The sequence below is a fragment of the Devosia albogilva genome (genome assembly GCF_042685625.1).
GTDB lineage: Bacteria > Pseudomonadota > Alphaproteobacteria > Rhizobiales > Devosiaceae > Devosia > Devosia albogilva.
The window spans coordinates 1,007,132-1,032,569 of record NZ_JBHUNP010000001.1; the positions used below are offsets into that span (position 1 = coordinate 1,007,132).

Annotated in this window: 22 protein-coding genes; 3 read left to right on the forward strand and 19 right to left on the reverse strand. The window is 63.9% G+C overall.

Going from position 1 to position 25,438, the window contains the following annotated elements:
* Positions 1-10: 10 nt before the first annotated feature.
* The 3 genes from ACFSX5_RS05075 to ACFSX5_RS05085 form a co-directional block, all read right to left on the reverse strand.
* Positions 11-1,315, reverse strand: a complete 1,305-nt coding sequence (locus tag ACFSX5_RS05075) for an ABC transporter substrate-binding protein (protein ID WP_386832204.1) — start codon at positions 1,313-1,315, stop codon at positions 11-13.
* 107 nt (positions 1,316-1,422) lie between these two features.
* Positions 1,423-2,580, reverse strand: coding sequence for a serine hydrolase domain-containing protein (locus ACFSX5_RS05080; RefSeq protein ID WP_386832205.1), 1,158 nt, complete (start codon positions 2,578-2,580; stop codon positions 1,423-1,425).
* Entirely contained in the window at positions 2,577-3,536 is a 960-nt protein-coding gene (locus tag ACFSX5_RS05085; RefSeq protein ID WP_386832206.1) for a hypothetical protein, read from the reverse strand. Before ACFSX5_RS05085 ends, ACFSX5_RS05080 begins: the two co-directional genes overlap by 4 nt.
* A gap of 116 nt (positions 3,537-3,652) precedes the next feature.
* Between ACFSX5_RS05085 and ACFSX5_RS05090 the strand changes: the two genes are divergently transcribed.
* The gene (locus ACFSX5_RS05090; RefSeq protein ID WP_386832207.1) at positions 3,653-4,675 is read left to right on the forward strand and encodes a LacI family DNA-binding transcriptional regulator; all 1,023 of its coding nucleotides are present in this window, start codon (positions 3,653-3,655) and stop codon (positions 4,673-4,675) included.
* Positions 4,676-4,956: 281 nt separating this feature from the next.
* Here the strand turns inward: ACFSX5_RS05090 and ACFSX5_RS05095 are convergent, their stop codons facing one another.
* The 9 genes from ACFSX5_RS05095 to ACFSX5_RS05140 all read right to left on the reverse strand — a co-directional run bounded on the left by ACFSX5_RS05095 (position 4,957) and on the right by ACFSX5_RS05140 (position 16,081).
* Positions 4,957-7,410 (reverse strand): beta-glucosidase H, encoded by a 2,454-nt coding sequence (locus tag ACFSX5_RS05095; RefSeq protein ID WP_386832208.1) that lies wholly within the window; start codon positions 7,408-7,410, stop codon positions 4,957-4,959.
* A gap of 103 nt (positions 7,411-7,513) precedes the next feature.
* A complete protein-coding gene (locus ACFSX5_RS05100; RefSeq protein ID WP_386832209.1) occupies positions 7,514-8,941 on the reverse strand; it encodes a carboxylesterase family protein in 1,428 nt (475 codons plus the stop codon).
* On the reverse strand, positions 8,938-9,885 hold the full coding sequence (locus tag ACFSX5_RS19645) for an ABC transporter ATP-binding protein (protein ID WP_449240227.1): 948 nt from the start codon (positions 9,883-9,885) through the stop codon (positions 8,938-8,940). Before ACFSX5_RS19645 ends, ACFSX5_RS05100 begins: the two co-directional genes overlap by 4 nt.
* The gene (locus ACFSX5_RS05115; protein WP_386832210.1) at positions 9,882-10,901 is read right to left on the reverse strand and encodes an ABC transporter ATP-binding protein; all 1,020 of its coding nucleotides are present in this window, start codon (positions 10,899-10,901) and stop codon (positions 9,882-9,884) included. The genes ACFSX5_RS19645 and ACFSX5_RS05115 overlap by 4 nt, the downstream gene beginning before the upstream one ends.
* The gene (locus tag ACFSX5_RS05120) at positions 10,898-11,842 is read right to left on the reverse strand and encodes an ABC transporter permease (protein ID WP_386832211.1); all 945 of its coding nucleotides are present in this window, start codon (positions 11,840-11,842) and stop codon (positions 10,898-10,900) included. Before ACFSX5_RS05120 ends, ACFSX5_RS05115 begins: the two co-directional genes overlap by 4 nt.
* 1 nt (position 11,843) lies before the next feature.
* Positions 11,844-12,746: an ABC transporter permease gene (locus ACFSX5_RS05125; RefSeq protein WP_386832212.1), complete on the reverse strand. Its 903-nt coding sequence runs from the start codon at positions 12,744-12,746 to the stop codon at positions 11,844-11,846.
* 2 nt (positions 12,747-12,748) lie between these two features.
* The gene (locus ACFSX5_RS05130) at positions 12,749-14,320 is read right to left on the reverse strand and encodes an ABC transporter substrate-binding protein (protein ID WP_386832213.1); all 1,572 of its coding nucleotides are present in this window, start codon (positions 14,318-14,320) and stop codon (positions 12,749-12,751) included.
* A gap of 19 nt (positions 14,321-14,339) precedes the next feature.
* A complete protein-coding gene (locus tag ACFSX5_RS05135; RefSeq protein ID WP_386832214.1) occupies positions 14,340-14,699 on the reverse strand; it encodes an AtuA-related protein in 360 nt (119 codons plus the stop codon).
* Positions 14,700-14,716: 17 nt separating this feature from the next.
* Positions 14,717-16,081 carry an acyclic terpene utilization AtuA family protein gene (locus ACFSX5_RS05140; protein WP_386832215.1) on the reverse strand — a complete coding sequence of 455 codons (1,365 nt, stop codon included), beginning with the start codon at positions 16,079-16,081 and terminating at the stop codon, positions 14,717-14,719.
* A gap of 144 nt (positions 16,082-16,225) precedes the next feature.
* On the opposite strand from ACFSX5_RS05140, the gene ACFSX5_RS05145 reads away from it, so the two are divergent.
* Both ACFSX5_RS05145 and ACFSX5_RS05150 read left to right on the forward strand, forming a co-directional pair.
* A complete protein-coding gene (locus ACFSX5_RS05145; RefSeq protein ID WP_386832216.1) occupies positions 16,226-16,876 on the forward strand; it encodes a GntR family transcriptional regulator in 651 nt (216 codons plus the stop codon).
* A gap of 277 nt (positions 16,877-17,153) precedes the next feature.
* Positions 17,154-18,344, forward strand: a complete 1,191-nt coding sequence (locus ACFSX5_RS05150) for a PAN domain-containing protein (RefSeq protein WP_386832217.1) — start codon at positions 17,154-17,156, stop codon at positions 18,342-18,344.
* 644 nt (positions 18,345-18,988) lie between these two features.
* Here ACFSX5_RS05150 and ACFSX5_RS05155 read toward each other — a convergent pair.
* The 7 genes from ACFSX5_RS05155 to ACFSX5_RS05185 are packed head-to-tail and all read right to left on the reverse strand — an operon-like array spanning position 18,989 to position 25,426.
* Positions 18,989-19,735 carry an SDR family NAD(P)-dependent oxidoreductase gene (locus tag ACFSX5_RS05155; protein ID WP_386832218.1) on the reverse strand — a complete coding sequence of 249 codons (747 nt, stop codon included), beginning with the start codon at positions 19,733-19,735 and terminating at the stop codon, positions 18,989-18,991.
* The gene (locus ACFSX5_RS05160; protein WP_386832219.1) at positions 19,732-20,589 is read right to left on the reverse strand and encodes an amidohydrolase family protein; all 858 of its coding nucleotides are present in this window, start codon (positions 20,587-20,589) and stop codon (positions 19,732-19,734) included. The genes ACFSX5_RS05155 and ACFSX5_RS05160 overlap by 4 nt, the downstream gene beginning before the upstream one ends.
* A complete protein-coding gene (locus tag ACFSX5_RS05165; protein ID WP_386832220.1) occupies positions 20,586-21,554 on the reverse strand; it encodes an ABC transporter ATP-binding protein in 969 nt (322 codons plus the stop codon). Before ACFSX5_RS05165 ends, ACFSX5_RS05160 begins: the two co-directional genes overlap by 4 nt.
* Positions 21,551-22,369 carry an ABC transporter ATP-binding protein gene (locus ACFSX5_RS05170; protein ID WP_386832221.1) on the reverse strand — a complete coding sequence of 273 codons (819 nt, stop codon included), beginning with the start codon at positions 22,367-22,369 and terminating at the stop codon, positions 21,551-21,553. Before ACFSX5_RS05170 ends, ACFSX5_RS05165 begins: the two co-directional genes overlap by 4 nt.
* Entirely contained in the window at positions 22,366-23,220 is an 855-nt protein-coding gene (locus ACFSX5_RS05175) for an ABC transporter permease (protein ID WP_386832222.1), read from the reverse strand. The genes ACFSX5_RS05170 and ACFSX5_RS05175 overlap by 4 nt, the downstream gene beginning before the upstream one ends.
* A 2-nt stretch (positions 23,221-23,222) precedes the next feature.
* Positions 23,223-24,227, reverse strand: a complete 1,005-nt coding sequence (locus ACFSX5_RS05180) for an ABC transporter permease (RefSeq protein ID WP_386832223.1) — start codon at positions 24,225-24,227, stop codon at positions 23,223-23,225.
* 11 nt (positions 24,228-24,238) lie between these two features.
* Positions 24,239-25,426, reverse strand: a complete 1,188-nt coding sequence (locus ACFSX5_RS05185; protein WP_386832224.1) for an enolase C-terminal domain-like protein — start codon at positions 25,424-25,426, stop codon at positions 24,239-24,241.
* Between the last annotated feature and the right edge of the window lie 12 nt (positions 25,427-25,438).

Genomic DNA, 25,438 nt, shown 5'->3' on the forward strand with positions numbered 1-25,438 from the left:
GGGAGAAGCCTCAGCGCGACAGCTGAGTCTCGTATTCGCGCTGGACAGTCTCCAGCAGACCGGCAGCGTCCTGCTGGCCGCCAACCATCTTCTGGAGCTCGGGTGTCCAGCCGGCCGCAAAGATAGCGCCGGTGGCATTGGCGATGAAGTCCATCGCCCCGTTGTCCTGTGCGAGAACGGCACCGGCAGCGAGCGAGGCTTCGGTCACCGAGCCGGGTTCGACAGGGGGGATCGGCAGATCTGCCGGACCGCCGGGGTTGGAGCCGCCCACGGCAACGTTGATCTTGCGGGCTTCTTCATTGGTGGCGACCCAATCGAGGAAGAAGGCAGCGCAATCGGCATTGTTGGCATTGGCGCCGATGCCGAAGGTCAGCGGCGCAGACATGGAGGCGTGGCGACCACCCTCCTCCAGCGGCGGCATGATGAAGAAGCCGAACTTGCCGGGAGCATTGCTGTCGAAATTGCCCGACTCCCAGTCGCCGTTGAACATGAACAGGCCTTCGCCGCCCATGAACCGGCTCATCATCTGGAAGTACTCGATGGCGTTGGCATCGGACGGGAAGTAGCCCGACTTGATCCAGCCTTCGAGATGTTCGGCGGCCTCGAGGTTGTCCTCGGTGTTGATGGTTGCGCCTTCCTTCTGGAAGATCCAGTCGTTGATCGGCTCGGGTGCGCCATAGGCGCCCATCAGGTTCTGCAGCGGGAAGGCAAGGCCACCGGTGCCCTTGTTGAACTGCATGATCGGCTGGATGCCGGCTTCCTTGGCCTTGGCCATCAGCGCGTCCAGTTCGGCCACGGAGTTCGGCGGCTCGGTCATACCGATCTGCTCGGCCAATTCCTTGTTATAGAACACCCCGGTCATCGAGTAGTTGAGGCCCATGGCGTAGAGCGAGCCGGTGCCGCGGGGGCGGCCGCCGTCCTCAACACGAAGCTGCACCAGCTGGCCCGCGGGGAACTTGTCCCAGCCGAACTCGTCGAAATAGCCGTCGAGGTTCTTGAGCAGGTTGTTGGCTACCAGGTCGGTCAGCGAGGGTAGGCGGATCAGGTCCGGCGCGTTCGGCTCGGACAGGATGCGCGGCGAGTTCTCCATCATGTTGGCGAACTGGTCTTCCTTGATGTCGAAGGTGACATTGGGAAACTGCCTGGTGAACTCTTCGGCCAGGCGCGTCGGCAGCGGGAAGCCGGTCTCGAAGTAGGAATTGAGCACGACCGGATCGGTGCCGCAGCTTGGGGCGGCGAGTGCCGTGCCGGCGGTTGCGGCAACGGAAAGGGACAACGCGGCAATACGAAGTGCGTGGCGGGACTTTTCTCTCACGACTACCTCCTCCAGGGGTAAATGCAGTGGATGTTACCCTCTGCTAAATGGATTTAGCGCATGAGCGCTGGGACCTGTCAATACGGCCTTGTGCCCATCACGGAACGCTAGAGGACCGAGCGCAGCGCCGACAATATGTCGGTTGCGCGCTGGTCTTCCGGCCCCATCATCCAGTTGGTGACGAAGCCGAAACCGACCTGGCGGGTGGGATCGGCGAAGCCGACCTGTCCACCGGCGCCATCATGTCCGAAACTGGCAGCGCCAAGGTAGCGGCGCGCTTCGGAATCGAGCTGGAAGCCATAGCCCCAGCGGGAATATGGCGGTTCGCCCCCGAAGACCGTGGCCCCTTCGCTCTGGGGCCGGGTGGCATCGGCAATCACCGCGTCATCGATCAGCCGGACGCTGCGCGTCGGGGTGACGGTGGCCGACCAGATCGTGGCCAGTGCCTCGGCGGTGGCGACGCCGCCGGCGCCTGGGATTTCCACGGCGCGAATCCGCTGCTTGTTGAACCCGCTATCGTCGCTGACGAGGTCCGCCGGCAGCGCATCGCCAAGGGTCATGGCCTTGTACGGCCAGTTCGGGGCCGGCTTGGCGGCTTCCTCGGCCCACAAGGCGGTAAGCGGCGGGCTGACCTGCAGATGGGCGGCACGTTCCGCCATGTCCTCCGGCAACCCGATCCAGGCGTCCGCGCCGAGGGGAGCGGTGATCAGCTCCTGGAAGTAACTGCCCACGGACTTGCCGGTGACGCGGCGGATGATCTCGCCGGCGATCCAGCCATGGGTCAGCGCATGATAGGCATAGCCGGTCCCCAGCGGCCACAGCGGCTCCTGCGCCGCCAGCGCTGCGACCACGCGGTCCCAGTCGACGATATCGTCCTCGACGAGATCGGCGCGGGGCGCGGACAGCCCCGCCTGGTGGGCCAGAGCCTGACCGACCGTTACCCGATCCTTGCCGGCCGCGGCGAATTCCGGCCAGTACCGGGCCACCGGAGCGGAATAGTCGAGCCGCCCCTCCTGGACCAACCGCGCCGCCAGGATGGAGACGAGACCCTTGGTGCAGGAGAAAATGACGGACGGGGTATCCCGAAGCCAGGGCCGGCCGGTCCGGGCATCGGCCACGCCGGCCCAGAGATCGACCACCGTCTCTCCCCCGACCATTATGTTGAGGGCGGCGCCCATGGCGGGCCGGCCATCAAAGGCGCGTTCGAAAGCGTGCGCCACCGGCTCGAAGCCGGCCTTCACTTCGCCCGCAACGGAAACGGTCATCGCTGCGCCTCCACGACGAGATACCCATCCTGCCCGACCCGCACGAGGAGCGGATCGCTGATGCCGCCTTGGAATTCACCGTCGGCCGTCATATTGTTGAACGCGAGCAGGTGCGCCCTGCCCTGGCGATCCTTGGCGATGCGACCGGCATAGAGCCGCTCATCGACCAGCAGGCGCGCCTGGCTGAAGTCCACCCTGCCCGGCATCGGCCCGACCGGCAGGCTCCACACGCCCCCGATGCCCCCGGCACGGGCGCCGCAGAGCTTGGCGGCATCGCAGCAGAAGACGAGGTGGCTCTGGCCCTCGATTTCGACGACCTGGAACACCTCCAGGTGAGCAAAGCCGCCGCCGGGCGCACTCAGCGCCGGCTGCACGGTCCACTGCTCGAGATCGGGCGAGGTGGCATAGCCCATCACGCCGCGATCCGGCCCCGCACCGGTCCGGGAGCGGGCGGTGATCAGCATGTGCCAGACATCGTCGCCCCGATTGCGGAAGACCCAGGGGTCGCGCCAGGCTTCTTCCGGCCAGGTGGACGTGCCCAACGTCTCGTAAAGCGCGGGATCGGCGACGCAGAGGGGACCCGGCTGCTTGGTCCAGGTAAACAGATCGGGTGACGTGGCGACGCCGATGGTCTCGACATTGGCGGCCGTCACCGGCGAAAGGAAGCGAGAGCCGGTATAGAACATCCGCCACAGGCCCGCCTCGTCGCGAACGATGCTGCCGGTCCAGGTGGCACTGCCATCAAAGCTCTCGGGCTCGCCGGCCTCGAAGGCGCGGCCGTGATTGGTCCAGGAGACGAGATCCGAGGAGGTCGCGTGGCCGATGCGGGCGTTGCGATGGCGCAGGTCCGGATTGCCCAGCGACTTCGGCGCGTGCAGGTAGAACAGGTGGTACTGCTCGCCGTCATCGGCCAGCCAGAAATCCCAGACCCAGTGGTCCGAAAGGTTGAAGCCCATCCGCCGCCCCTGCTAAAACCATTTAGCGGTGCAACGGGCCTGAGCCATTGTCAAGACGGAGTGGTCCGACTATCCCAAAGGGACTGCCCCAGGCGCGGGCGGGAGAGCGAGGTCACTTGCCGAAGAAGCGCGTAACCCTGGCTGATGTCGCCCGGCTGGCGGGGCTTTCCACCACCGCCGCATCAATGATCCTCACAGGCAAGCCCGATACGCGCCTGTCGGCGGACGCGCACGCCAAGGTGCACGCCGCCGCCGCCAGCCTCGGCTATCGCCCCAATGTCGCGGCGCGCGCGCTGCGGACGGACAAATCGCGCTCCATCGCCTTCATCTCCGACTACGTCGCCACCACCCGCTTCGCCAGCGGGCTCATCCGTGGCGCCCTCGCCGCAGCCGAGGAGGCCAAGCACGTGATGCTCGTGCTCGAGACCGGCGGCGAGCCGGCGCGCGAGATCCAGGCGGTGCAGGCGGCGCTCGACCGCCAGGTCGACGGACTGATCTTCGCCGCAATGCGGGCGCGCGAGGTGTTCGTGCCCGATGTGCCCATCAACGCGCCGGTGGTCATGCTGAATGGCACCAGCGCGCGCTTTCCCCTGTCGGTGCTGCCCGATGAATATCAGGGCGGGCGCGACGCCGTTCGGCTGCTGACCGAGGCCGAGGTCGATAGTAACATCGTCCTGCTCGGGCACAACGCCGATGACGAGGCGGGCCTGTTCCGATCCGAGATGATTACCCGGCGCCTCGCGGGCATCCGCGATGCCATGCATGAGGCGGGGCTCACATTTGCCGCTGAGCTGAGCTGCTGGAACTGGGAGCCCGATCAGGGGTACAAACTCACGCGCCAACTGCTGGCCACGAAGCGACCAAGTGCGCTGCTCTGCCTCAATGACCGTCTCGCCTTCGGCGCGTACCAGGCCCTGGCTGAGACGGACCTTGCGATCCCCGACGACGTCGCGCTGGTGTCGTTCGACAACGACGAAATCGCCTCGTATCTCAGGCCCGGCCTGACGACCATCGCCCTGCCGCACGAGCAGATGGGCAGGGCTGCGGTCGAGTTGCTGCTTCGGCCGGAGGTCACCGCGGGGGCCACCCTGCCCATGCCGATCATCCAGCGCGGGTCCATCCGCAATGCGGTAGCATAGACCCACTGGGCGATACGGCTTGCAGCAGCTTCAGACGCATGGCAGCCCGGGGCTATCCTTGTTGGCGGCGCGCATGTTTGACACGCCTGAGCCTTATGCACGGCTGGTCACTACCTTCCCTGCAGCCCCTCCCCCCGTTACGAAGTGCTAAGGCGGACTTGGGGCCGACAGCGGACCGGCGGCTTTCGGCAGCGGTTACAGCCTTAGCGGTCGCCGGCCGTGGTGACGTCACCACAACGAACACGACTAGGCATACAACGACTGTCTTAAGGTGAACCGCCTTACGGCCGCTGTTCGACCCGCTCGGTCAGGGTCACCCGCTCCGAAGCGATCGGGGTGACCGCATCGGTGGCGACAGTCAGGGTGTAGTTACCGGGTGCAGCGACCCATAGCTGCGCATCGACATCGAAATACGAGAAGGCCCGGGCGTCGAGATCGAAGCTGGCGCGGCGGCTCTCACCGGGCTCCAGCGCCACCTTAGCAAAGGCCTTGAGCTCCTTCTGCGGCCGCTTCAGAGGCGGATTATCCGGAGTGATGTAGAGCTGGACCACTGTCGAGCCCGCCCGGTCGCCGGTGTTGCGGACATCAAGGGTCACGTTGACGGCGGCGGCTGCGATCCGGCTCCGGTCGATGGTCAGGTTGTCGTACGCGAAGCTGGTGTAGCTGAGCCCGAAGCCGAAGGGGAACAGCGGGTCGATGCCATGGTTGTCGTAATGGCGATAGCCGACGAGCAGGCCCTCACGATACTCCACCCGCCCGTCCTGCCCGGGATAGACCAGCGGGTCCTGGCTGAAGGCCGGATTGTCGGACCAGCGAACCGGAAAGGTCTGCGGCAGCCGGCCGCCCGGTTCGGCAGCGCCGGTCAGCACGTCGGCGATGGCATTGCCCGCCTCCTGCCCGGGGTACCAGGCCTGCACGAGGCCGGCGACCCTGTCGATCCACGGCATCTCCACCGGGCCACCTGACTGGAGCACGACTACGGTCTTGGGGTTCGCCTCGGCGATAGCGGCAACCAGCGCGTTCTGGTCACCAGGCAGCGCGATTTCGGGTAGGTCGCTGCCCTCGGTGTCCCATTCGCCGTTCCGGCCGATGAATACCAGGGCGACATCGGCTTCGGAGGCGATCGCGGCGGCGTGGGTGATGTCGTCGGCACCGAGTGGCAGGCCGATCCCCATGCGCAGCGCAGCCAGACCCAAGACCGAATGATCCTTGGTGGCGAAGTCGATGGTGATGTTGGCCGGCTTTCCGGCTTCAAGCTCGATCTCGCCGACGACTTCGTCGCAACCTTCTTCGAAAAAGGTGCGCCCCTTGGTCCAGTTGGTCCAGGCATCCGCGATCAGCCTGCCATTCACGAAGACCCGGGCGAGGCCGGCGGAGGCGATGCCGACCCGGTGGGTGCCGGACCGCTCGGGGGTGAACTGGCCGGTCAGCCGGGCTGAGAAGTAGGTCGCCGGGATCTTGCCGTCGGCAACCGCCCCGACCCAGAAAGTCTCAGCCGCCTGGATCGTCTCGGTCGCGACGACCGGCCCCTCGAGGGTGCGGTTGTCGAAGAACTCCACCGTCAATGGCGCCTGCAGCAGCGGTTCGAACCGGTTGTTGCCGCAACCCGGGGCGTAGCTCAGCGCCTCTTCCCCCAGCGCCTCCACCAGGCCCTGCCAGGGGGAAACGCGGTAGTGCGGATTGAGCTGGGAGGACCCGCCACCCATGATCTGTGCCGCCTTGGCGTTTGGCCCGATAACGGCGACCCGCTGGCCCGGCGCGAGAGGCAGGATGTTCTGGTTCTTGAGCAGCACCATGCCTTCAGCGCCCGCGCGGCGGATCAGCCGGCGGTGCTCGGGACGATCCTCGGCACGCTCTTGGAAAGGACGGTGGTCGTTCAGGGCGCCGGTCCACTCCATCACCGACAGGATGGACCGCACACGGCCACGGATGGTGTCGCGTGAGACCTCTCCGGCCTCGACGGCGGCCACTAGCTTCTCGCCGCGATCGCGCGGCGGGCCTGGCATCTCGAGATCGAGCCCCGCATTGACCGTCGGCGCGGTGGAATGGGAGCCGAACCAGTCGGACATCACGATGCCATCGAAACCCCACTCGCCGCGCAGCACTTCGGTGAGCAACCAGTTGTGCTCGGAGGCATAGGTTCCGTTGACCTTGTTGTACGCAGTCATCACCCCTTTGGTGCCGGCCTTCTTGACCGCCCACTCGAAGGGGATGAGGTAGACTTCGCGCAGCGACCGCTCATCGATCTGCGAACTCATCGTGGTCCGCTCGATCTCGGACTCGTTGCCGGCGAAGTGCTTGATCGTGGCGGCGATGCCGTTTTCCTGCAGGCCCCCGATGTAGGCCACCGCCAGTTCGGCAGTGAGGATCGGGTCCTCCGAATAGCATTCGAAGTTGCGGCCATTGGTGACCGAGCGCTGGATGTTCACGGTCGGTGCCAGAAGCATGTGGGCGTTCTTCGACTTGGTGTCTTCGGCCAGCGCGGCGCCGACTTCGTGCAGCAGCTCAACATTCCAGGTGGCACCGAGGCTAATGCCCACCGGGAAGGCCGTGGCCTTGACCCCGCCGACAAGCCCGCCCCCGCCCCGCGCACCATTGGGACCATCGGTGACGCGCAACTTGCCGGTCCCCAGGCGCTCGACAGCCGGCAGGGACCAGAAGTCCTCGCCGGAAAGCAGGGATACCTGCTCCTCGAGTGTCATGGCGTCGATCAGATCGTCGATGGTGCTGGTCATGAATGCACTCCGGTTGGAGACCACAAGGCAAGTACCGCCAGTGGTAGGTGCTGTTTGATAAACGGCAATTGGCCCTTTGGCCGCAGCGTCCGACCGATCCGGATCAGGTCCAGCGCTGGATCGCGTCCTCTGATCCGACGAAGGCGGGCCAATCAACGGAACCGTTTCTGGCGAAAGCGACCAACTGTCCCATCATGCGTTGGCTGAGCTCCCGCGCCTGGAGATCACCTGCCGCCAGCGGCATGTTGTCGAGGCTGCCGAACACGAAAGGTTCGTCGAACCCGTGGGCCGCGCCGAGCCGGCCGGCCTCGAAAGACGGTACCCAGGCGAACTCGTAGCCGTAACCCGCGCCACCGGCTGCAGCATGCGCTTGGAGGGTCCGGATGGCGGGCTCCCGGTAAACGGCTCGGGACAGGAATACTTCCTCGTACTGCGTGAGGCTCAGGCGGGGTCGTTCCGCTTCCAGTGCCGCCAGCACGGCTTCGGCGTCAGCGGGACGGAAGCGGCCGATCGAGGCCAGCAATTCGGCGCGACTGCTCACTTCCGGCATGGCGCCAAAGGCGTACCACATCCGCGCCTCATCGCGGGTCCAACCGGCAACGATCTGGTGGTGCTGGAAGCTGCCTGATGCCAGACCGTCCAGCGGGTGGCGCTGTAGGCTGGTGCCGTCATGGACGATGCCAAAGGTTCGGCCACCCGGCGCGTTTCGCTCGCCCAGATGGGTGGCTAGAACCTGTTCCTGCAGCGACAGGATGGTCTCGACCGGCAACGCCTCGAGGGCGGCCACGTCGCCTGGCGCCACAGCGGCCCTGGAGAGGAAATCCGCGGTCACAGCGGCTGCCGCCTCAGGGGCAATGATCCGGCTTGCCGGCCCACTCATCAGCCAGGCGCGCCGGAAGAGCTGCGAGACGCCATCGACGCCAAAAAGGGCGGCGATGGTGAATGAGCCGGACGACATTCCCGCAAGCGTTACGTTGTCGGGATCTCCCCCGAACGCCGCGATATTGTCGTGCACCCACCGCAGCGCAGCGATGAAGTCGAGCAGGCCACGGTTTGCTGCAGCGCGCTCCGGGCCGAAGACGCCACCCAGCGCCAGAAAGCCCAGAGCCCCTACCCGCATGTTGGGACGGACCAGCACTACGTCCGCTGCCCTGGCGAATTCGGCGTCCATGTGGAACGTGCCGTGTGCGGCGCCGGTCTGGAAGCCCCCGCCGAAAGCATGGACGATCACGGGACGGCGCTTGTCATCCGCTGCAGGCGTATAGACGTTGAGGTTCAGGCAATCCTCGCCCGTCTGGTAACCGTCACCACGAGGCGCCCAGCCGGGCATGGGGCGTCTGACCTGCGCCGGCGCGAGGCCGAAATGCGTGGCGTCGACGAGGCCCCGGTTTTCATGAGGCTGGGGTGGTTTGAACCGGAGGCGACCAACCGGTGGTTCGGCATAGCGGATGCCGAGGAAGCGATCTCCCCTGCCGTCGCGCAATCCACGATAGGTGGCATCGCCACTCAGCGCGTCCACGGTGCACGTCATGCTGCGACCGCCGCCCTGTCCAGCAGGTGGCACGCCCCCTTCTGCCCCCCTCCCACGTCGCGCATGGCCGGCTTTTCGCTGACGCAGCGGTCAAAGGCATAAGGGCAACGGGTGCGGAAGGCACAACCTGATGGGACGGCATGCGCGCTGGGGATTTCACCCTGCAGACGCGCCCGACGGCCACCACCCTTGCCGGGCGCGGAGGCCAGCAGAGCCTGGGTGTAAGGGTGCGCCGGTGCCCCATAGATGCGTTCGCGCGGACCCTGTTCAACGATTTCGCCGAGATACATCACGCCGATCTCGTCGCACATGAACTGAACAACCCGCAGGTCGTGCGAGATGAAGAGCATGGTCGTGTTGTGGCGGTCCTGCAGGTCCCGCATCAGGTTGAGAACCTGCGCCTGGACAGAAACGTCGAGGGCGCTTACCGGCTCGTCAGCGACGATGAGTTCGGGATTGGTGGCGAGGGCGCGGGCGATGGCGATGCGTTGCCGCTGACCACCCGAGAATTCATGGGGGAAGCGATCAAGTGCGGCGCGTGGCAGGCTGACCTCACCCAACAGCCGCTCGGCGGTGCGCAACTGTTCGGCGGGCGTGCCGATGCCATGCACAAGTTGCGGCTCGACCAGCGTATCGCGCACACTCATGCGGGGGTTCAGCGACCCGAACGGATCCTGGAAGATCATCTGCATGTGTCGCCGCTCGGCGCGGAGGTCACCGGCGGACAGCGATGCCAGGTCACGTCCGCGGAAGGTGATCGTGCCTGCCGTGGGCTCCACCAGACGAAGCACAAGGCGGGCCGTGGTCGACTTGCCGGAGCCCGACTCGCCAACAAGTCCGAATGTCTTCCCGCGCGGAATGGAGAAGCTGACGTCGCGCACCGCCTTGACGGCCTTGAACGACTTGGACAGCCCGGCAACGGTCAGCATCGGCTCGGTGCTCATGCGCTTGCCTCCAGCGGGTACCAGCAGCGGACATCGGTATTGCGGACGGTCTCCAGCGGCGGCCTTGTCTGACACTTGCCGTCGGCGCGCGGGCAGCGCGGGGCGAAGCGGCAACCTTGTGGCCACTGCCCCACGGGAGGAACCGTGCCGAGGATGGGAGTCAGCCGCGTGCGGCCGTCATCATGGGAGGGCACGGCATCGATGAGTCCGCGGGCATAGGGATGGGCCGGGCTCTGCACCACGTCTGCACTGAGGCCACGCTCCACCACGTCGCCCGCATACATGACGACGGCGCGATCGCAGAAGTCACCCACCACTTCGAGGTCGTGGGTGATGAACAGCATGGCCAGGTTGAGCTCGCGGCGCATGTCCTCGAGAAGGTCCAGCACCTGGGCCTGGATGGTCACATCGAGCGCGGTGGTCGGCTCGTCGGCAATGATCAGCGACGGACCGCAGGAAATGGCCAGAGCGATCATCACGCGTTGCCGCATGCCGCCGGACAGCTCGTGCACATAGCCATTGAGAATGTCCCGAGCGCGCGGAATGCCCACACGGTCGAGAAGTTCCGCGGCGCGGTCGGTGGCCTCCCGCTGCCCGATCCCCAGATTATGCCTGAGCGTATCGGTCATCTGCCGCCCGATGCTGAGCGTGGGGTGCAGTGCCGTCATGGGCTCCTGGAAGATGAAGCCCATGTGCCGCCCGCACAGCCGGCGGCGCTCCCTGGGTGACAGGCCCGAGATGACGTTGCCGTTCAGGGTGATCGTGCCACCGATCTCGGCATTGTCGGGCGCGATGCCCATGATGGCGCTGGCGGTGATGGACTTGCCGCAGCCGCTCTCCCCCACCAGCGCAACCGCCTCACCCGCCCGGATGGAGAAGGAGATGTCGGTCACGATCGGCAGCAGGCCATCGGCATTGCGGAACGACAGGCTGAGCTTGTCCACCTCGAGAATGGTGGGCGCCTCGGCGAGCAGCGAAACCCGTTCCTCGGGCATGGGAGCGATCTGCGCTGTCATTGGTAGCGTATCCGGGGATCGAGGAGCGCGTAGATGAGGTCGATGAGCAGGTTCAGCACCGCCAGCACCAGCGAAATGGTGAGCACGCCGCCTTCCACCAGCGGATAGTCGCGCCTGCCGACGGCCTCAACGAGCATGCGGCCCAGCCCCGGCAGGGCGAAGATGATCTCGATGGCTACAGCCCCGCCCAGCATGTATCCGGCGGCCAGCCCGGCGACGGTGACCACTGGCATCGCGGCCGTGCGCATGGCATAGCGGCCGATTACGGTCTTCTCCGGCAGCCCCTGAGCGCGCGCAGTGGTGATGTAGGGCTCGTTGAGCACGTCGAGCATGGAGGAGCGCATCATGCGCGTCATCAATGCCGATTGGCGGACGCCCAGGGCGAGCGCGGGCAGGAAGATGGTGGCGCCGAAGGCAATAATGCCGGCCTCGGGAGGGTTGTACCCGGCGACGGGTAACCAGCGCAGGGTCACCGCGAAGATGAAGATCAGCAGAAGCGCAAACCAGAACTCGGGCAGCGAGATTCCAAGAACAGCAGTGGTCACCACCCCCCTGTCGATCGGCTTGTTGCGGTTCATCGCCGAGATGAGGCCGAGGGTGATGCCGATTGCTATGGCGAGCGTCAGCGCCACGAGGGTGAGCAGAATGGTGACGCTGGCATAGCGCGGGATGATCTGCATCACCGGCTCACGGAAGAAGATCGAGTTGCCGAGATCGAGCGTCAGGATGCCCTTGAGCCAGAGGAAGAACTGGACCCAGATGGGCTGGTCGAGCCCAAGCTGGGTGCGGAGCGCAGCAATCTGCTCGGGCGTCGCCTGGTCGCCGAGCATCATGCCCGCCGGGTCACCAGGCGAAAGGCGCAGCAACAAGAAGACGAGGATCAGCGGCACGAAGATCGTAGGCAGGATCAGAAGAAAGCGTTTGCCGAGATAGCGCAGCATGTCAGCGCCTCCGTGCCAGGCGCGGATCGAGAATGTCGCGCAGACTGTCGCCCAGAAGGTTGAGCGCAAGGATGGTGAACATCAGCGCCAGGCCAGGGAACAACACGATCCACGGCGCCTGGGCGATGTAGTTGCGCGCTTCGGTGAGCGCATTGCCCCAGCTCAGTTCCTTGGGACCGATGCCGACGCCGATAAAGCTGAGACCGGCTTCACCGAGCACCGCAGCGGAGAAGATGAAGGACGCCTGCACCAGAATGGGCGAGCTGACCGCAGGAAGGATGTAGCGCGTGAACAGGCGCAGCGTCGGCACCCCGACCGAGCGTGCGGCCTCGATCATCTGCAACTCACGGACCACGAGCACCTGCCCGCGCACCACGCGCAGGGACGGAGCGATCAGCACGATCGAAAGCGACGTGATCACGGTACCCATGGAGGGGCCCATGATGCCGGCGGCAGCGGTAGCCAAAACGATGCCGGGGAAAGCCATCAGGCCATCCACCAGCCGCATCAGCACCACGTCGACCTGACGGTAGAAGCCGGAGATAGCGCCCAGCACCACGGCGACAGACATCGAGATGACCGTGACCACAAGGCCGACGAGCAAGGAGGTGCGACCGCCGTGCAGGACCATCTTGAACATGTCGCGTCCGAGATTGTCCGTGCCAAAGAAGTGTTCGGCGCCAGGGGGTATGAATCGGTCGGCAGGGCTCACCTTCAGCGGGTTACCCGGCGCCAGCAGGGGCGCCAGGATCGCGCTGAGCGAGATAACCAGAAGGATGGTGAGGGACACCATCGCGGTGGGATTGGCGGTAAGCCGCTGCCAGACTGACTTGTTGGTGGTGACGAAGACTTCTTCGTCACCACCGGCCAGGCGGTCGGGAGATATCGCCTGAGTGTTGCTCATGCTCAGTTCGCTGCCGGGGGTGCGACGTTGTAGTAGTCGTAGCCACGTGCCGGGACGCGTGCCGGGTTACCGACGCCGGCACGGATACCGTACATGTTGGCTTCGGTGCCGTACTTCACCCACGGGAACTGGTCGTAAGCGAGAGCGTGGACTTCCTCGAAGATGGCCTTGCGCTCGTCCGGATCGATGGTCGAGGCGAGCTTTTCCATCAGCTCCATCTTGGTCGGGTCGGTCCAGAACCCGGGATAGGTGGCATTGAGGTAGGCGATCGACGTCGGATCGACATAGGTCGGCAGGAAGCTCGAGAACGCGTCCATCTGGGCGGAGTCGGCGCGCGCCTGGATGTAGTTCGCCATCGGCGACTCCACGATCTCGACGTTGATGCCGTATTCTTCGAGCTGTTGGGAGGCGGTGATCGCCGGCAGATAGTGCTTCTGATATTGCTCGGAGGCCACCAGCCAGCGGATCGGCTCGCCGTTGTAGTTGGAGGCGGCGAGGTATTCCTCGACCTTTTCAGGGTTCGGCGAGCCGAAGCCTTCGGGCACACCGGCGGTGGTGTACCAGAACGAGTTGGGATCTGGGATCCAGCTCGGGTCGAGGGTGTAGAACTCGGGATTGCCCACCGACGCGAGCATGATGGGTTCCATTTCGAGAGCGTAGAAGAAGGCGCGACGCAGATTCACGTCGGCCATCGGCCCGTCCTTGGTGTTGAGCACCACGGCCAGCGACTGGTTGTTCGGCACCACAACCGCTTCGGTGTTCGGGTCGTTCTGCAGCGCGTCGTAGAAGTCGGTGGGAAGTTCCATGGCGATGTCGATCTCGCCGGTGATCAGCGAGTCGCGGCGGACCGAGGCCTCCGGCATCAGGCGGAGCTGGATGGTGTCGGCATAGGCATGCTTGGTGCCGGCCGCGGCCGAGGAGGGTTCGGAGCGGCTCTGGTACTCTTCCCAACGGGTGAGCGTGGCGCCCTGGTCTGGCATGTAGCTCGAGATCGTGTAGGGGCCGGTGCAGTCGAGCGAACGGGCGGCCTCGGTCGGGCTCGCGCCCTCAAGCGAGGCCGGCGACAGGATGATGGCCTGCTGGCCGGCGAGGATGCCGGGGACGATCGGCGTGGGCGTGGTGAGGTTGAACCGGACGGTGCGTTCGTCGACCGCTTCGATCGACTCGGTCACGCCCTTGAAGGAAGCGCCGATGCCGGCGGACTCCCGGAAGCGCTCCAGCGAAGCGACCACGTCGGCCGAGGTCAGGTCGGCGCCGCTCTGGAACTTGAGCCCCTCGCGCAGCGTCACGGTGAGCGTCTTGCCGTCGTCGCTGTATTCGAAGCTCTCCGCGAGCATTGGCTGCGGCGTCCAGGTTTCGTCGGTGGCGAACAGCCCTTCGCAGGCGATCGAGGCGGTGAGCCAGTTGACGCCGAAGGTTGTCACCACCGGGTCCGGCGACGGTGCCATCTGCGAGATGCCGATGCGCAGCGTACCACCGCGCTCGAACTCCTGGGCCAGGGCCGGCTGCGCGGCCACGATGGCCAGCGAAGCACCGGCCAGCAGCATGCGCTGCAAGGTCTTCAATTTGGTCATATGTTCCTCCCTTGGTCCTTTAGGGGACAGTTTGCAATGCAGGTTTGGGCACAAGGCCGTGACCCGGGTCGACCGGCACTTGGACGTCGAGGTCCAGCACCAGGTAGCTGAGGCACTTGCCGTGTGTGTCGGCGGCAAGGCTGGAGTTGACGCCCCCTTCGAGCGCGTCCTCGATGACGAAGTTGAGCGCGCCGAGATTGGGCAGTTCGTAGCGCTGCACCTGCGTGACACCACGATGGGCAAAGAGCGCCGCCACCCTCTCCGCGGTCACCTGCTCCAGCAGCACCGGCCAGTGCCGCTGGTCATAGGCGATGACATTGACGTTGAGCCGATTGCCCTTGTCGCCCGAGCGGCCATGAGCCAGTGCGTGAAGCTTCATGGTACGAACAGCGCCCTTCATTGCGCGGAGCCGGCAAAGTGGAAGCTGGAGGCCACGATTTCGCGCGGCACGAGATAGGACAGGGTGCGCACCCGCGGGCGAACGCTGACGCGCACGCCTCCGCCACCGGCGGGACCACAGCAGTAGAGGGCATTGACCTCTTGTACGGCACGCTCCACGTCGCGCTGCGAGGATGCCCCGAAGGCAAAACGGACGCGGTAGTCGCCGGCACCGGCGTCCGAGTAGTCGAGCAAGAGGTTGCCATTGTCGGAATCGAACGCACTGACCGTGCCCACGATGTCGGCGCGGTGCCGCACCGGCAGTGCCCGGCGCATTATGCGCTCGTTGATGGTGGTGATGGCCAGCCGTGCACGTGCCAGTGCGTTGGCCCCGGCATAGGAGATCTCGGCTTCCCCCAGCCAATCGCCAAAATAGCTGACGGTCGCCTTGAGTTGCGGCGGAGCGGCTCGGCCGCGAGCGCCGGTGACGCGGACCCGATTGGCGCCCACCTGCTCCAGTTCGACGCCGGTTATGTCCAGCGTCACATCGGGGGTGAGATATGCGGCCGGATCATGGATCTCGTAGAGCAACTGCTCCTTCACGGTGCGCAGGTCGACCAGCCCGCCGGTCCCTTCCGCCTTGGTGACGACGAAGCTGCCGTCGGCGGAGACCTCGGCAATGGGAAAGCCGATGTTGGCCGGGTTTGGGACGTCCTTGAATCCGGGGTCGGCGAAGAAGCCGCCGGAAACCTGGGACCCGCATTCCAGCAGATGCCCCACCAGCGTGCCGGCGGCGATCAGGTCAAGATCGTCCCAGGACCAACCGAAATGCGCGACCAGCGGCCCCAGGGCCAAGGCAGGATCCGCCACGCGGCCGGTGACCACCACCTGCGCGCCGGCCATGATGGCCTCGGCGATTGGAGCCGCACCGACATAGGCATTGATGGCGATGACTTCGCCCTCGATGTCCGGCAGCCGGCCATCGCCGTCCCAGCGCTCGGCAACACCCAGGTCGAGCTGGCCGACAAGGTCATCGCCCGTCACCACTGCGATCTTCAGCGCGCCGAGGCCAAGGCGGTCCGCAACGGACTGAATTGCTGCTGCGGCCGCCTGTGGGTTCGCCTGGCCGAAATTGCCGACGATTGTAATCCCTGCCTTCACGCAATCTGCAAGGACCGGCTCCAGCAGATCTTCAAGCAAAGGCTCATAGCCGCGCGCAGAGTCCTGGCGCTTGGCGATGTGGCCAAGAGCAAGGGTACGCTCGCCGAGCGTTTCAAAAATGAGGGCGCCACCCTCTCCGGCAGCAGCGATCGCGGCCACCACCGATTGCGGGGCGTCGACACGGTCGCCTGAAAAACCAGCACCACTGCCAATGCGAAACACGACGATCCTCCTTGATCACCTCATTCATCGGCAAGATTATCGATAATGTCAACGATGATTGTGTGATGGGCGCGTTGCCGCTATCCTGTGCCTGTGCAAATCAGTGGAGAGTCCCACGTAGTGCCAGCCGCCAAGCCATTGCAAGTGCAGACGAAAAGCTGGGATGCGGTATACCGTGACCTGCAGCGCCAGATCATTGCTGGGCAACTGCGCCCGCGGGAGCGACTGGTCGAAGACGAAATCATCGCCCGCACCGACGCGACCCGCCATGCGGTGCGCCGCGCCTTCGACGAACTCGAGCGGATGGGCCTGGTCATCCGCCAGCCCAACAAGGGCGTGCAGGTCCGTGACTACTCGATCCGGGAGATCGAGGAGCTCTACGAAATCCGCGAGTGCCTCGAGCGACAGGCTGCGTCGCGCTTTAACAAGCCGGCCGATCTCGCCCTGGTGGAGGAGCTGACCGATATCGCCTCCCGTCACCGCGACGCCTCACGCGCTCAACACTTTGCCGAGGTGTTCTCGCTGAACAACACCTTCCACGAGGTGCTATACCGGGCGGCCGGCAACCAGCAGCTGGCGAGCGCGATCCTGCACTACACCTTCGCCACCCACCCCATCCGAACCCGCGCTTTCCCCAGTGACGAGTTGCGCGAAATCGCCATCTCCGAGCACTTCGAAATGATCGATGCGATCGCCAAGGGAAACGGTGAGCAGCTCGGCTCGGTTATTGTCCGCCATATCACCCGCCCCAAGGACTTCTATCTGAAGGCGACCTACATCGAGGCCTCATTCTGATTGCGCCTTATTCTAGCTGGCTCCAGCTTTCATCGTTACTGCCGCAAGGGGGCCAATAGCGGACCGGCGGGTTTATGCAACACGTGTTAAGAAGCTGACGTTCTGCCTTCGCTCCAGCAGATGCCCACTTAGATCTTGCCTGAGGGACGAGGCGCCGGTGTGGCCGATCTGACGGCTCACGTTCCCCGGGGTCCCGATGATGGTGCGTGCCTTTGAGCGTCCTCAGTGATTGCAGGTTTGCCCGCCAACTGCTTCAATCCCGGCGTTGAGGGACAACATGCGCGTACTGCTTTTCTTGCTGCTGTTCATTGCGGCCTCCGTTTTGCCGGCAGTTGCCGATGAGCGTATTGGCGCATTTATCGTGTCCGACCAAAGCCAGTCGGCGATCCTACTTGATGGTGAGATCGGGGTTGGTACGCCTCTGGAATTTCGGCGCGCTTTGGCGTTGCGACCCGATGCAAAGGTGGTTGTACTCTCGAGCGATGGCGGCCTGGTCGCCAGTGCCCTGCTCATTGCAGACGACATCCATACCAAAGGCTTGAGCACTGTCATCCCAGAAGGTGCGCGATGCTACTCTGCGTGCGCATTCATCTTCTTCGCTGGCAAGGAACGCTTGGCGGAGGGTGAGCTTGGCGTGCATCAGATGTGGTCAGAAACGCCTGACCCATCGGGGGTGCAGTCGTCGGTGTCCGACATTCTCGAAGTGCTCACCCGGTTCGATACCCCCACCGAGGTATTCACCCGAATGTTCAGAACTCCTAGCGAAGAGATGTACGTCTTCACCCAAGCGGAGCTCGATAACCTCGCCATCAACCGGGGAGGCAAGGCGCTAGGTAAGACGAACTACACAGCCTTGACTGAATTGGTCGAGCCGAGGTCTCCCGACCCGGTGGTGCCGCCGGCGACCAGTACGACGCCGGAGGACTTCGGTTTGCGCTTGGCGTTGTATGAGGGGCTGGACTTCTACGGCCAGGACATCTCGTCTGAACGTGAAGCCGACGTCGTAGCTTGTGCTGCCGCTTGCCTAAGTGACAAGCAATGTCTGGCCTTTACTTTCAACGCTAACCCTGCCCTTACACGCGGCCCGAACTGCTTCCTTAAGAGCGGCACCGATCGGCTCGAAGGTTATGCGGAAGCCCTTTCAGGCGTATTCCTCCCCCCGAACATTTCACAAGCGCCGACTTTCCGCATTGGCGTCATCGATCCCACCGTGGATGTGTCGCCGCGGACTGACTATGTTGGAGGTGATCTCAGCACTTCACCTTGGCCCGGCATCGACACGCCTGGAGAGTGTAGAATGGCCTGCGTGGACCACGACCAGTGCGTGGCATTCTCGTTTGCGAGTGGACCGAAACAATGCTGGCTTAAGGGTGAGATTGGCCAGTCACGTTCCGCAAACGCCGTTACGTCCGGCGTTAAGCGCTGGATGACCTTTACTGCAGTGGACGTGCTAAATCTGTCGGAGTGATAGATCCAGTTGCAGTGTGGTCGATGCCAACTCCCCTGATTAGCTCCTCCGCAAAGGCGTGCTGTATTGCGAGCAGTCTTCGCTGCCACTCCAGCTTGTAGACGCCGGCGGGGTCTCTTTCGACCAAGGCGGCTGTAGCAAGCCGGTCGGGAAATTCATCAGCAAGGCCAGAGCTGGCTGACAGAGCGAAAAAGAGTCCGATGATTAGGCAGTGTTTTGCAAGCATGACTGACTCCATTGGCGTCATTTTCGCAGCAGCAGGTTAATAGCCGATTAAGGTTTACGCTTTGGTAACTCCCGGATCCGGACGGAACGATCGCGGTCTAGATCCGAGCTTGGCCAATCAGGGTTCAGCACTTCGCCTCCCCTAGCGGTGGCTTTCTACGTCAGGGGGCGCGTTTCTGACCGGTGGCTACCGGTCCCAACGGAGCCACTCGGTAAGCAGGTCTCGCCAGCTGCAATGGGGCCGTTTGCCGACTGTCCGCTTTCAGGCAGTACCACCTGCAAAGCTGCCGGCTGCCTCTGTTCCTAGGTTCCGCTCAACCAGCCCTCCACCGACATGCCGCCGGGTCATTTGGGTTCTGCCGCGTGGCCCTAAAGATCCTTGACGCGCTGCTTGGTCGCTTGTGGCAGCAACCATCCCGCTAGTACGTCGCACGACCACCTGATAGGTCGAAGACGGATGCGGTGGTGAAACTGTTCTCTTGGCTCACCAGCCAGGCGATCATGCTCGCGGCTTCCTCCACCTCGAGGAAGCGCCCGCGCGGAATGCGACTTAGCATGTAGTCGATGAATTCGGGCTTGAGCTCATCGAGGATGCGGGTCTTCGCGGTGGCCGGGGTGACGGCGTTGATGGCGATGTCGTAGGCGGCGCATTCCTTGCCCACGGCCTTGGTCATGCCGATGACGCCCGCCTTGGCGGCTGCATAGGCGGCGGCGTTCGGGTTACCCTCCTTGCCGGCGATTGAGGCGATATTGACGATACGCCCGTAATTGCGCGCCTTCATGCCCGGCAGCACCGCCCGGTTGACGTGGAACGCACCGGTCAGATCGATATCGATCACCCGCCGCCACTCATCGAGATCGTATTCGTCCATGGGTGCGTTCTTGCCGGCTATGCCCGCTGAATGCACAAGGATATCGAGACTCCCAAGGGTGCCCTCAACGGCCGCGGTCGCTGCAGCCACTGCAGCGTAGTCGGTGATGTTGACGGGAATAGCGGAAGCACCTGCACCGAGGCTCTCGACCGCGCTGTCGAGCAGTTCCGCGTTCATGTCCCACAGGCTCACGGTAGCCCCGGACGCGATTAGCCGGCGGGCGACCGCAAGGCCGATGCCTTGTGCACCACCGGTGACGACGGCAATTTTTCCATTCAGATCGATCTGGTTCATGCAAATCTCCCTTGCGCTGCGTCAGTCAGCAGCTGCATCATGTTGTTCCCCCCGACCGCCATGCACTCCGCGTCTGAAAAAGGCCCATGCCGCTTCAGCAGCATCAGGCTCTGCCGGTAAGTCATATATCGTTGCGACACCGGCCAGTCCGAACCCCACAGCATGCGGCTCGACCCGAAGGCTCTGGCCATTTCGAGCGGCAGCCAGCCCAAGGAGGCATAGGGATAGTCGTGTTCCGGCGCTGCCACATTGCCCATCCCCGAATATTTGACGTGGATGTTGCCGCAGGCCGATGCGGACGCGAGGGCGGCACGGAGGTCCGGGCCGGTACCGCTGCGAGGGCCAAAAAAGGCAAAGTGGTGCAGCAGCAGCACGAGCGTAGGTAAGCGCTGAGCCAGGTCGACCACGGCAGCAAGCTGATGCGGCCAAGCAGAAAGGCTGACAATGAGACGACGCTCGGCCGCCAGCGTGAAGAACGCTAGTCCGTCCGGTGCAGTAAGGCGGGAGCCGTCTTCATCTTCGGCTAGATAAACCGTGAACCCAGCGAAGTCCCACCGCTCGAGCGCCTGCTGAAGACGGCCGGACGCACCCGCTTCGCCGTAGTCGGGCGACCAGAAACACTCAAGGTCCGGAAAGACAACGAAGCGGCCGGGATACCGCTGTGCGGCGGCAAAGGCAAAGTCCGCGTTCCTGGGATTACCGCCGATCGCGGCAGCGATTAGCACCGCCGTCTCGACGCCCGACTGATCCATTTCGAACAACAGCTGTTCGGGGGCTGCACGCGTTGCAGCATCCGGAACCAGCGGCTGATAGGGCCACCGCTCCCAGACGTGGCAATGGCAGTCGAGGATCATTGCTGTGCCTTCTGAGCCATAACAGCGCGTTGGATGCTGGCGGCAGTCACTGCCGGTTCGGAAGACCTCCTCGGAGCAGCAATGGCGCGGTCAGGTTCGGTGGCATAAAGCGCAAGGTCTGCCCCAGCCGAAAGAAAGGCATCGGGCGAAGGAGGCTCTTCCTCTAGATTCCAGGGCTTGTCAGGATCGGGTGAAGGCACCGCTTCGATCAAGGCGCGGGTATAGGCGTGCCGCGGATCATGGATCACTTTCTCAGACGGCCCGACCTCCATGATGTGCCCGCCGTGCAGCACGACAATAGTGTCGGCCACCTGGTAGGCCGTGGTCAGATCGTGGGTGACATAAACCAGCGAAATACCCAATTCCTGTTTGAGGCCATAAAGGATGTCGAGGATTGTCGCACGCAATGAGGCGTCCACCATCGAGACCGGTTCGTCGGCGAGAACTATCTGTGGGTCGAGCAGCAGCGACCGCGCGATCATTACGCGCTGCCTTTGCCCACCGGAGAGCTGATGCGGGTACTTGCCGAGTGTATTGGCCGGGTCGAGGCCGACGCTGCGAAGCGTTCGTTCGATCCGTTCATAGGCCTCGTCCCGTGATGCTACGAGACCGAAAGCCTTGAGCGGAGTTACTAGGGGATGGTCGATCTTGTAGAATGGATTGAAGGCGTCGAACGGATCTTGGAAGATCGCCTGCACTTCCCTCCGAAAGGTCCGCGCCGCGCTCGAAGACAACGTAGCAACATTCTGCCCGTTGTAGGAGACCTCTCCGTCAGTGGGGTGCTGGAAACCAAGCAGGAGCCGGATCAACGTGCTCTTGCCACTGCCGCTTTCGCCGACCACGGCCGTGATAGAAGGTGTCGGGCCACCGATTTCCAGCGAAATGTCGTCTAGCGCGCGCTTGCTGGAGCCCCCACCTGTGTCGAACACGACGCTCGCTGACCTGACCTCGAGGAGCTTGCTCATGCCGAGCTCACTTCCGCCGCACGGGCACGGCGTTCAAACGAGGGCAAGGAGTTGATCAGCATGCGGGTGTAGTCGTGCTTTGGGTTGGTGAAGAGCTCGCGCACCGGACCCATCTCCACGATCTCGCCCCGATACATCACACCCAGTGTGGTGACGAAATGCGCCATCAACGCCATGTCGTGACCGATCAGAATGATGGCGGCGTTAAGCTCGCGCTGGACCTTGCTTAGCGTCGCCAGCACCTGCTTTTGCACCATGACGTCGAGAGCACTAGTAGGTTCGTCGGCCAGGATAAGGCTGGGCGTCAGCGCGATGGACATGGCGATGCAGACCCGTTGCTTCATGCCACCGGAAAGCTCGTGCGGAAAACGATGGCGCACATCGGCAGGCAAGCCGACGCGTGCCAACAGGTTCTCGATGATGCGTACGCGTTCGCCCTGTTTGTGCCGGACCCCGTGGTCTTCGAAGATGTCGTCTATCTGCCTGCCGATGCGAATAACGGGGTTGAGCGAGCTCATGGCTCCTTGGGGTACCAGCGACATTTCCGCGAAGCGTAGATCGCGATAGGTCCGGTCAGGCACCTGCGCGAGGTCACGACCGTTGAGCAGCATCTGCCCGTTCGACACAAACCCTCCGCGCAGCATTCGCATCAGCGCCAGGATGGTCGTCGACTTCCCAGAGCCCGACTCTCCGACCAGCCCGAAACGCTCGCCCGCGCCGACCGAAAAGCTCGCATTCTTTACCGCGACGAAACTGCCCCTGGCGGTCGGGTACTCGATCGTGAGGTTGCGGATATCCAGAACCGGTTGGCTCACGTATTGCCTCCCAGGCGCTTGTTGACAAAGGCGTCGAGGCCCATCGCGATCAACATGAGTCCGACGAAGATGGCTGAGATCACAAGGATCGGCGGTCCCCACCACCACCACATGCCGCGCAGGATGGCCCCATAGAACTGCGCCCAGTAGATGGTCATGCCGAGCGTCAAATCGTTCTGAGGTCCAAGCCCAAGGGCCTCCAGCCCGATGGTAGCCAGCATCGCGCCGGAAACGGTGATGACGAAGCTGGCGGCAATGAAGGGCAGCAGATTCGGCAGTACCTCTACAAACACCAGCTTCAACCCGGTGCTGCCGTTGAGCCGCGCGACCTGAATATAGCCGCGCTCTCGCAATGACAGCGTTTGGGCCCGTATGGTGCGCGTCGCCACCATCCACGAGAGGGCAGCAACAATAATCGCCATCAGCTCGACGGTCATCTCACGCACATTGGCGGCAACCAGTACCAGGATGGCAATCCCCGGAATGGTCATCATGACGTCCGAGGCAAGGCGGATCGTCGTATCGATGATGCCGCCGATAAACCCCGCGAGAAGGCCAAGGGTTACGCCGACCGACAGGCTGATGAGGCCGGCGGCGAAGCCGATCTTCAGCGTATTGGGCAACGCATGGATCAGCACAGTCAACATGTCGCGGCCTTGACCATCAGTGCCGAGCAAATGCTCGGCCGAGGGCGGCTGCCGCGGGATGGTAGCGCCCACCCGTGCGCCGGTCGGATCGACCACCAACGGCCCGATGACGGCAAGCAGACAGATGGTGCCGAGGAGAGCCAGGCCGAAAAACAGCGGACGGTTACGAACGAGGTCGGCGGAGCGGAACAGTGGCGATGCCATTCTCACTTCTCCTTGGCCGTGATCCGCGGATCGATGAGCGGATAGATGAGGTCGAGGATGAACATCGCGACGGCGATGGAGACCGACAGAATGAGGACGATGCCCTGAATCACGAAGTAGTCCTTGGACTGGATCGCCTGATAGAGGCGAAAGCCGATGCCGGGATAGGAGAAGATGACCTCCACCAGAATGGCACCGGAAACGATGTGACCCATGGCCAATGCCAGCTTGGTCAGTTGGGGCAGCAGCGCGTTGCGCATGCCATACCAGAAGAAGATGCGGCGTGGCGTGAGGCCCTTTGCGTCTGCCAGCGCGATGTAGTCTTCGCCGAGCACACTCACCAGCATGCCGCGCATGCCCAGTGCCCACGCGCCGATCTCAGCAAGGATGATTGATGCCGCCGGCAGCGTGGCATGCATGGCAATGGCCGAGATGGTTTCCCAGTTGAACCCCGTCTGCAACCCGAAAGGCAGCCCCCCACCGGCGGGGAAAATGCGCCACACGATGGCAAACAAGTAGAGCAGCACCATGCCGATGAGGAAGTATGGGATCGATGAGAAAAGCACGACGGACGAACCGAAGGGCTGCAGCCACCGTGGGGAACGGGGCCAACCCATGAGGCCGCCGAGAAGTGTCCCGAGCGCGAAGCTTACCAGAGTCGCAAAACCAAGAAGGCCAATTGTCCACGGCAGTCCGGCGCGGACCGCATCGATCACCCGTTCCGGATAGGCAGCCAGGGATACGCCGAGGTCAAGACGCAACGTTGCGCCCCAGTAGTTGAGATACTGCTCCCAAAGCGGGCGATCCAAGCCGAAGCGCGCCCGATAGGACTCGACCATCGCCGAAATGTCGCCGCCACCTCCGCTTCCTGTCGCCAGCAGTTGGTTCAGCTGGGCCTCGATCGGATCACCGGGCATGAGGCGGGGCAGCAGGAAGTTGATTGAGACGGCAAGAACGATGACGGCGAGCATCAAGCCAAAGCGCTGGGTGGCGTAGCGCAAGTACATGGGCAAGCTCCCTACACGCGCATGGCTTCGAGGCGGGCCTCGGTGAGGCCCAGGCCAAAGCCTGGCTCGTCGTTGGGAATAAGCCGTCCGGCTTCAGGAACGCTCATGCCCGGAAACACCACGGCCTCGCGGAGCGGTACACCTGGTGCAGAGCCGAGGAAGAACTCGCCCCACCGCATATTGGCGCTGGCGTGGGTGAGGTGCTGTCCATAGGGCGTGTTCATGCCGGCATGAAGGATGACTTCGATGCCCGCGGCCTCTGCGATGTGGTTGATGCGTAGACAACCCGTCAATCCGCCGGCCCAGCAGATGTCCGGCTGAAAGATATCGGCGAGTTGCCGGCTAGCCGCGTGGAGGAAATTTGCCGGGGTGTACCAGTGCTCGCCAGTCGCCAGAGGCAACCACGGCAGTCTGTTGCGCAGGCTTGCATGAGCATCGAGCTGCTCGGGCAGCAGGCAGTCTTCGATCCAGCGCAGGTTGTAGGGACGAAGGCGCTCTCCGAGCCGAACGGCGTACTCGACATCCAGAGCCAGCCAGCAGTCCAGCATGAGTTCAACGTTTGCCCCCACCAGCTCTCTGGTCCGAGCGACGAGTTCCTCGTTTCCCGCGAGCCCAACAAGGCCGTCGAAAGCTCCGAAGGGACAGGCGAGCTTGGTCGCCTCAAACCCGAGTTCCATGTGCCAGTCGGTGTCGTTGCCGGTGGCATAGCAAAAGATGGATTCCCTCGCCGGGCCGCCAAGCAGTTCGTAGACAGGACGCTGCAGGATTTTGCCCTTGAGGTCCCAAAGGGCCAGATCGACGGCACTGATGGCATAGGAGGCAATGCCCGCAGTGCCATAGGGTGAGGACGCGCGCGTCATCATGTCCCAAGCCCGTTCCGTGGCGACGGCGTCCTGCCCCTCGAGCAGCGGTGCGAAGTGCTCGTTGATCAGGCCTATCACGGCCTGGCCGTGGCGGCTGACGCCAAAGCCCCTCGTACCATCCTCCGCGGTGACAAGGCAGCCGACGGAACCATCGAGCCGCCAGCTCGATCGACTGGCTTTGAGATGCGAATAGCCGGACATGGGGCCTGCAACCTGTGCGTTCCGGTTCCACGGGTCGCGTCGGGGTGGCGTGGAGGAGGTCGAACCCTCTTTGTAGAGCGCCCCGACCATCTCGCTGCGGATGGCGAAGGCCTGAATTTGCTTGATCTTGACCACGGCGAAAACTCT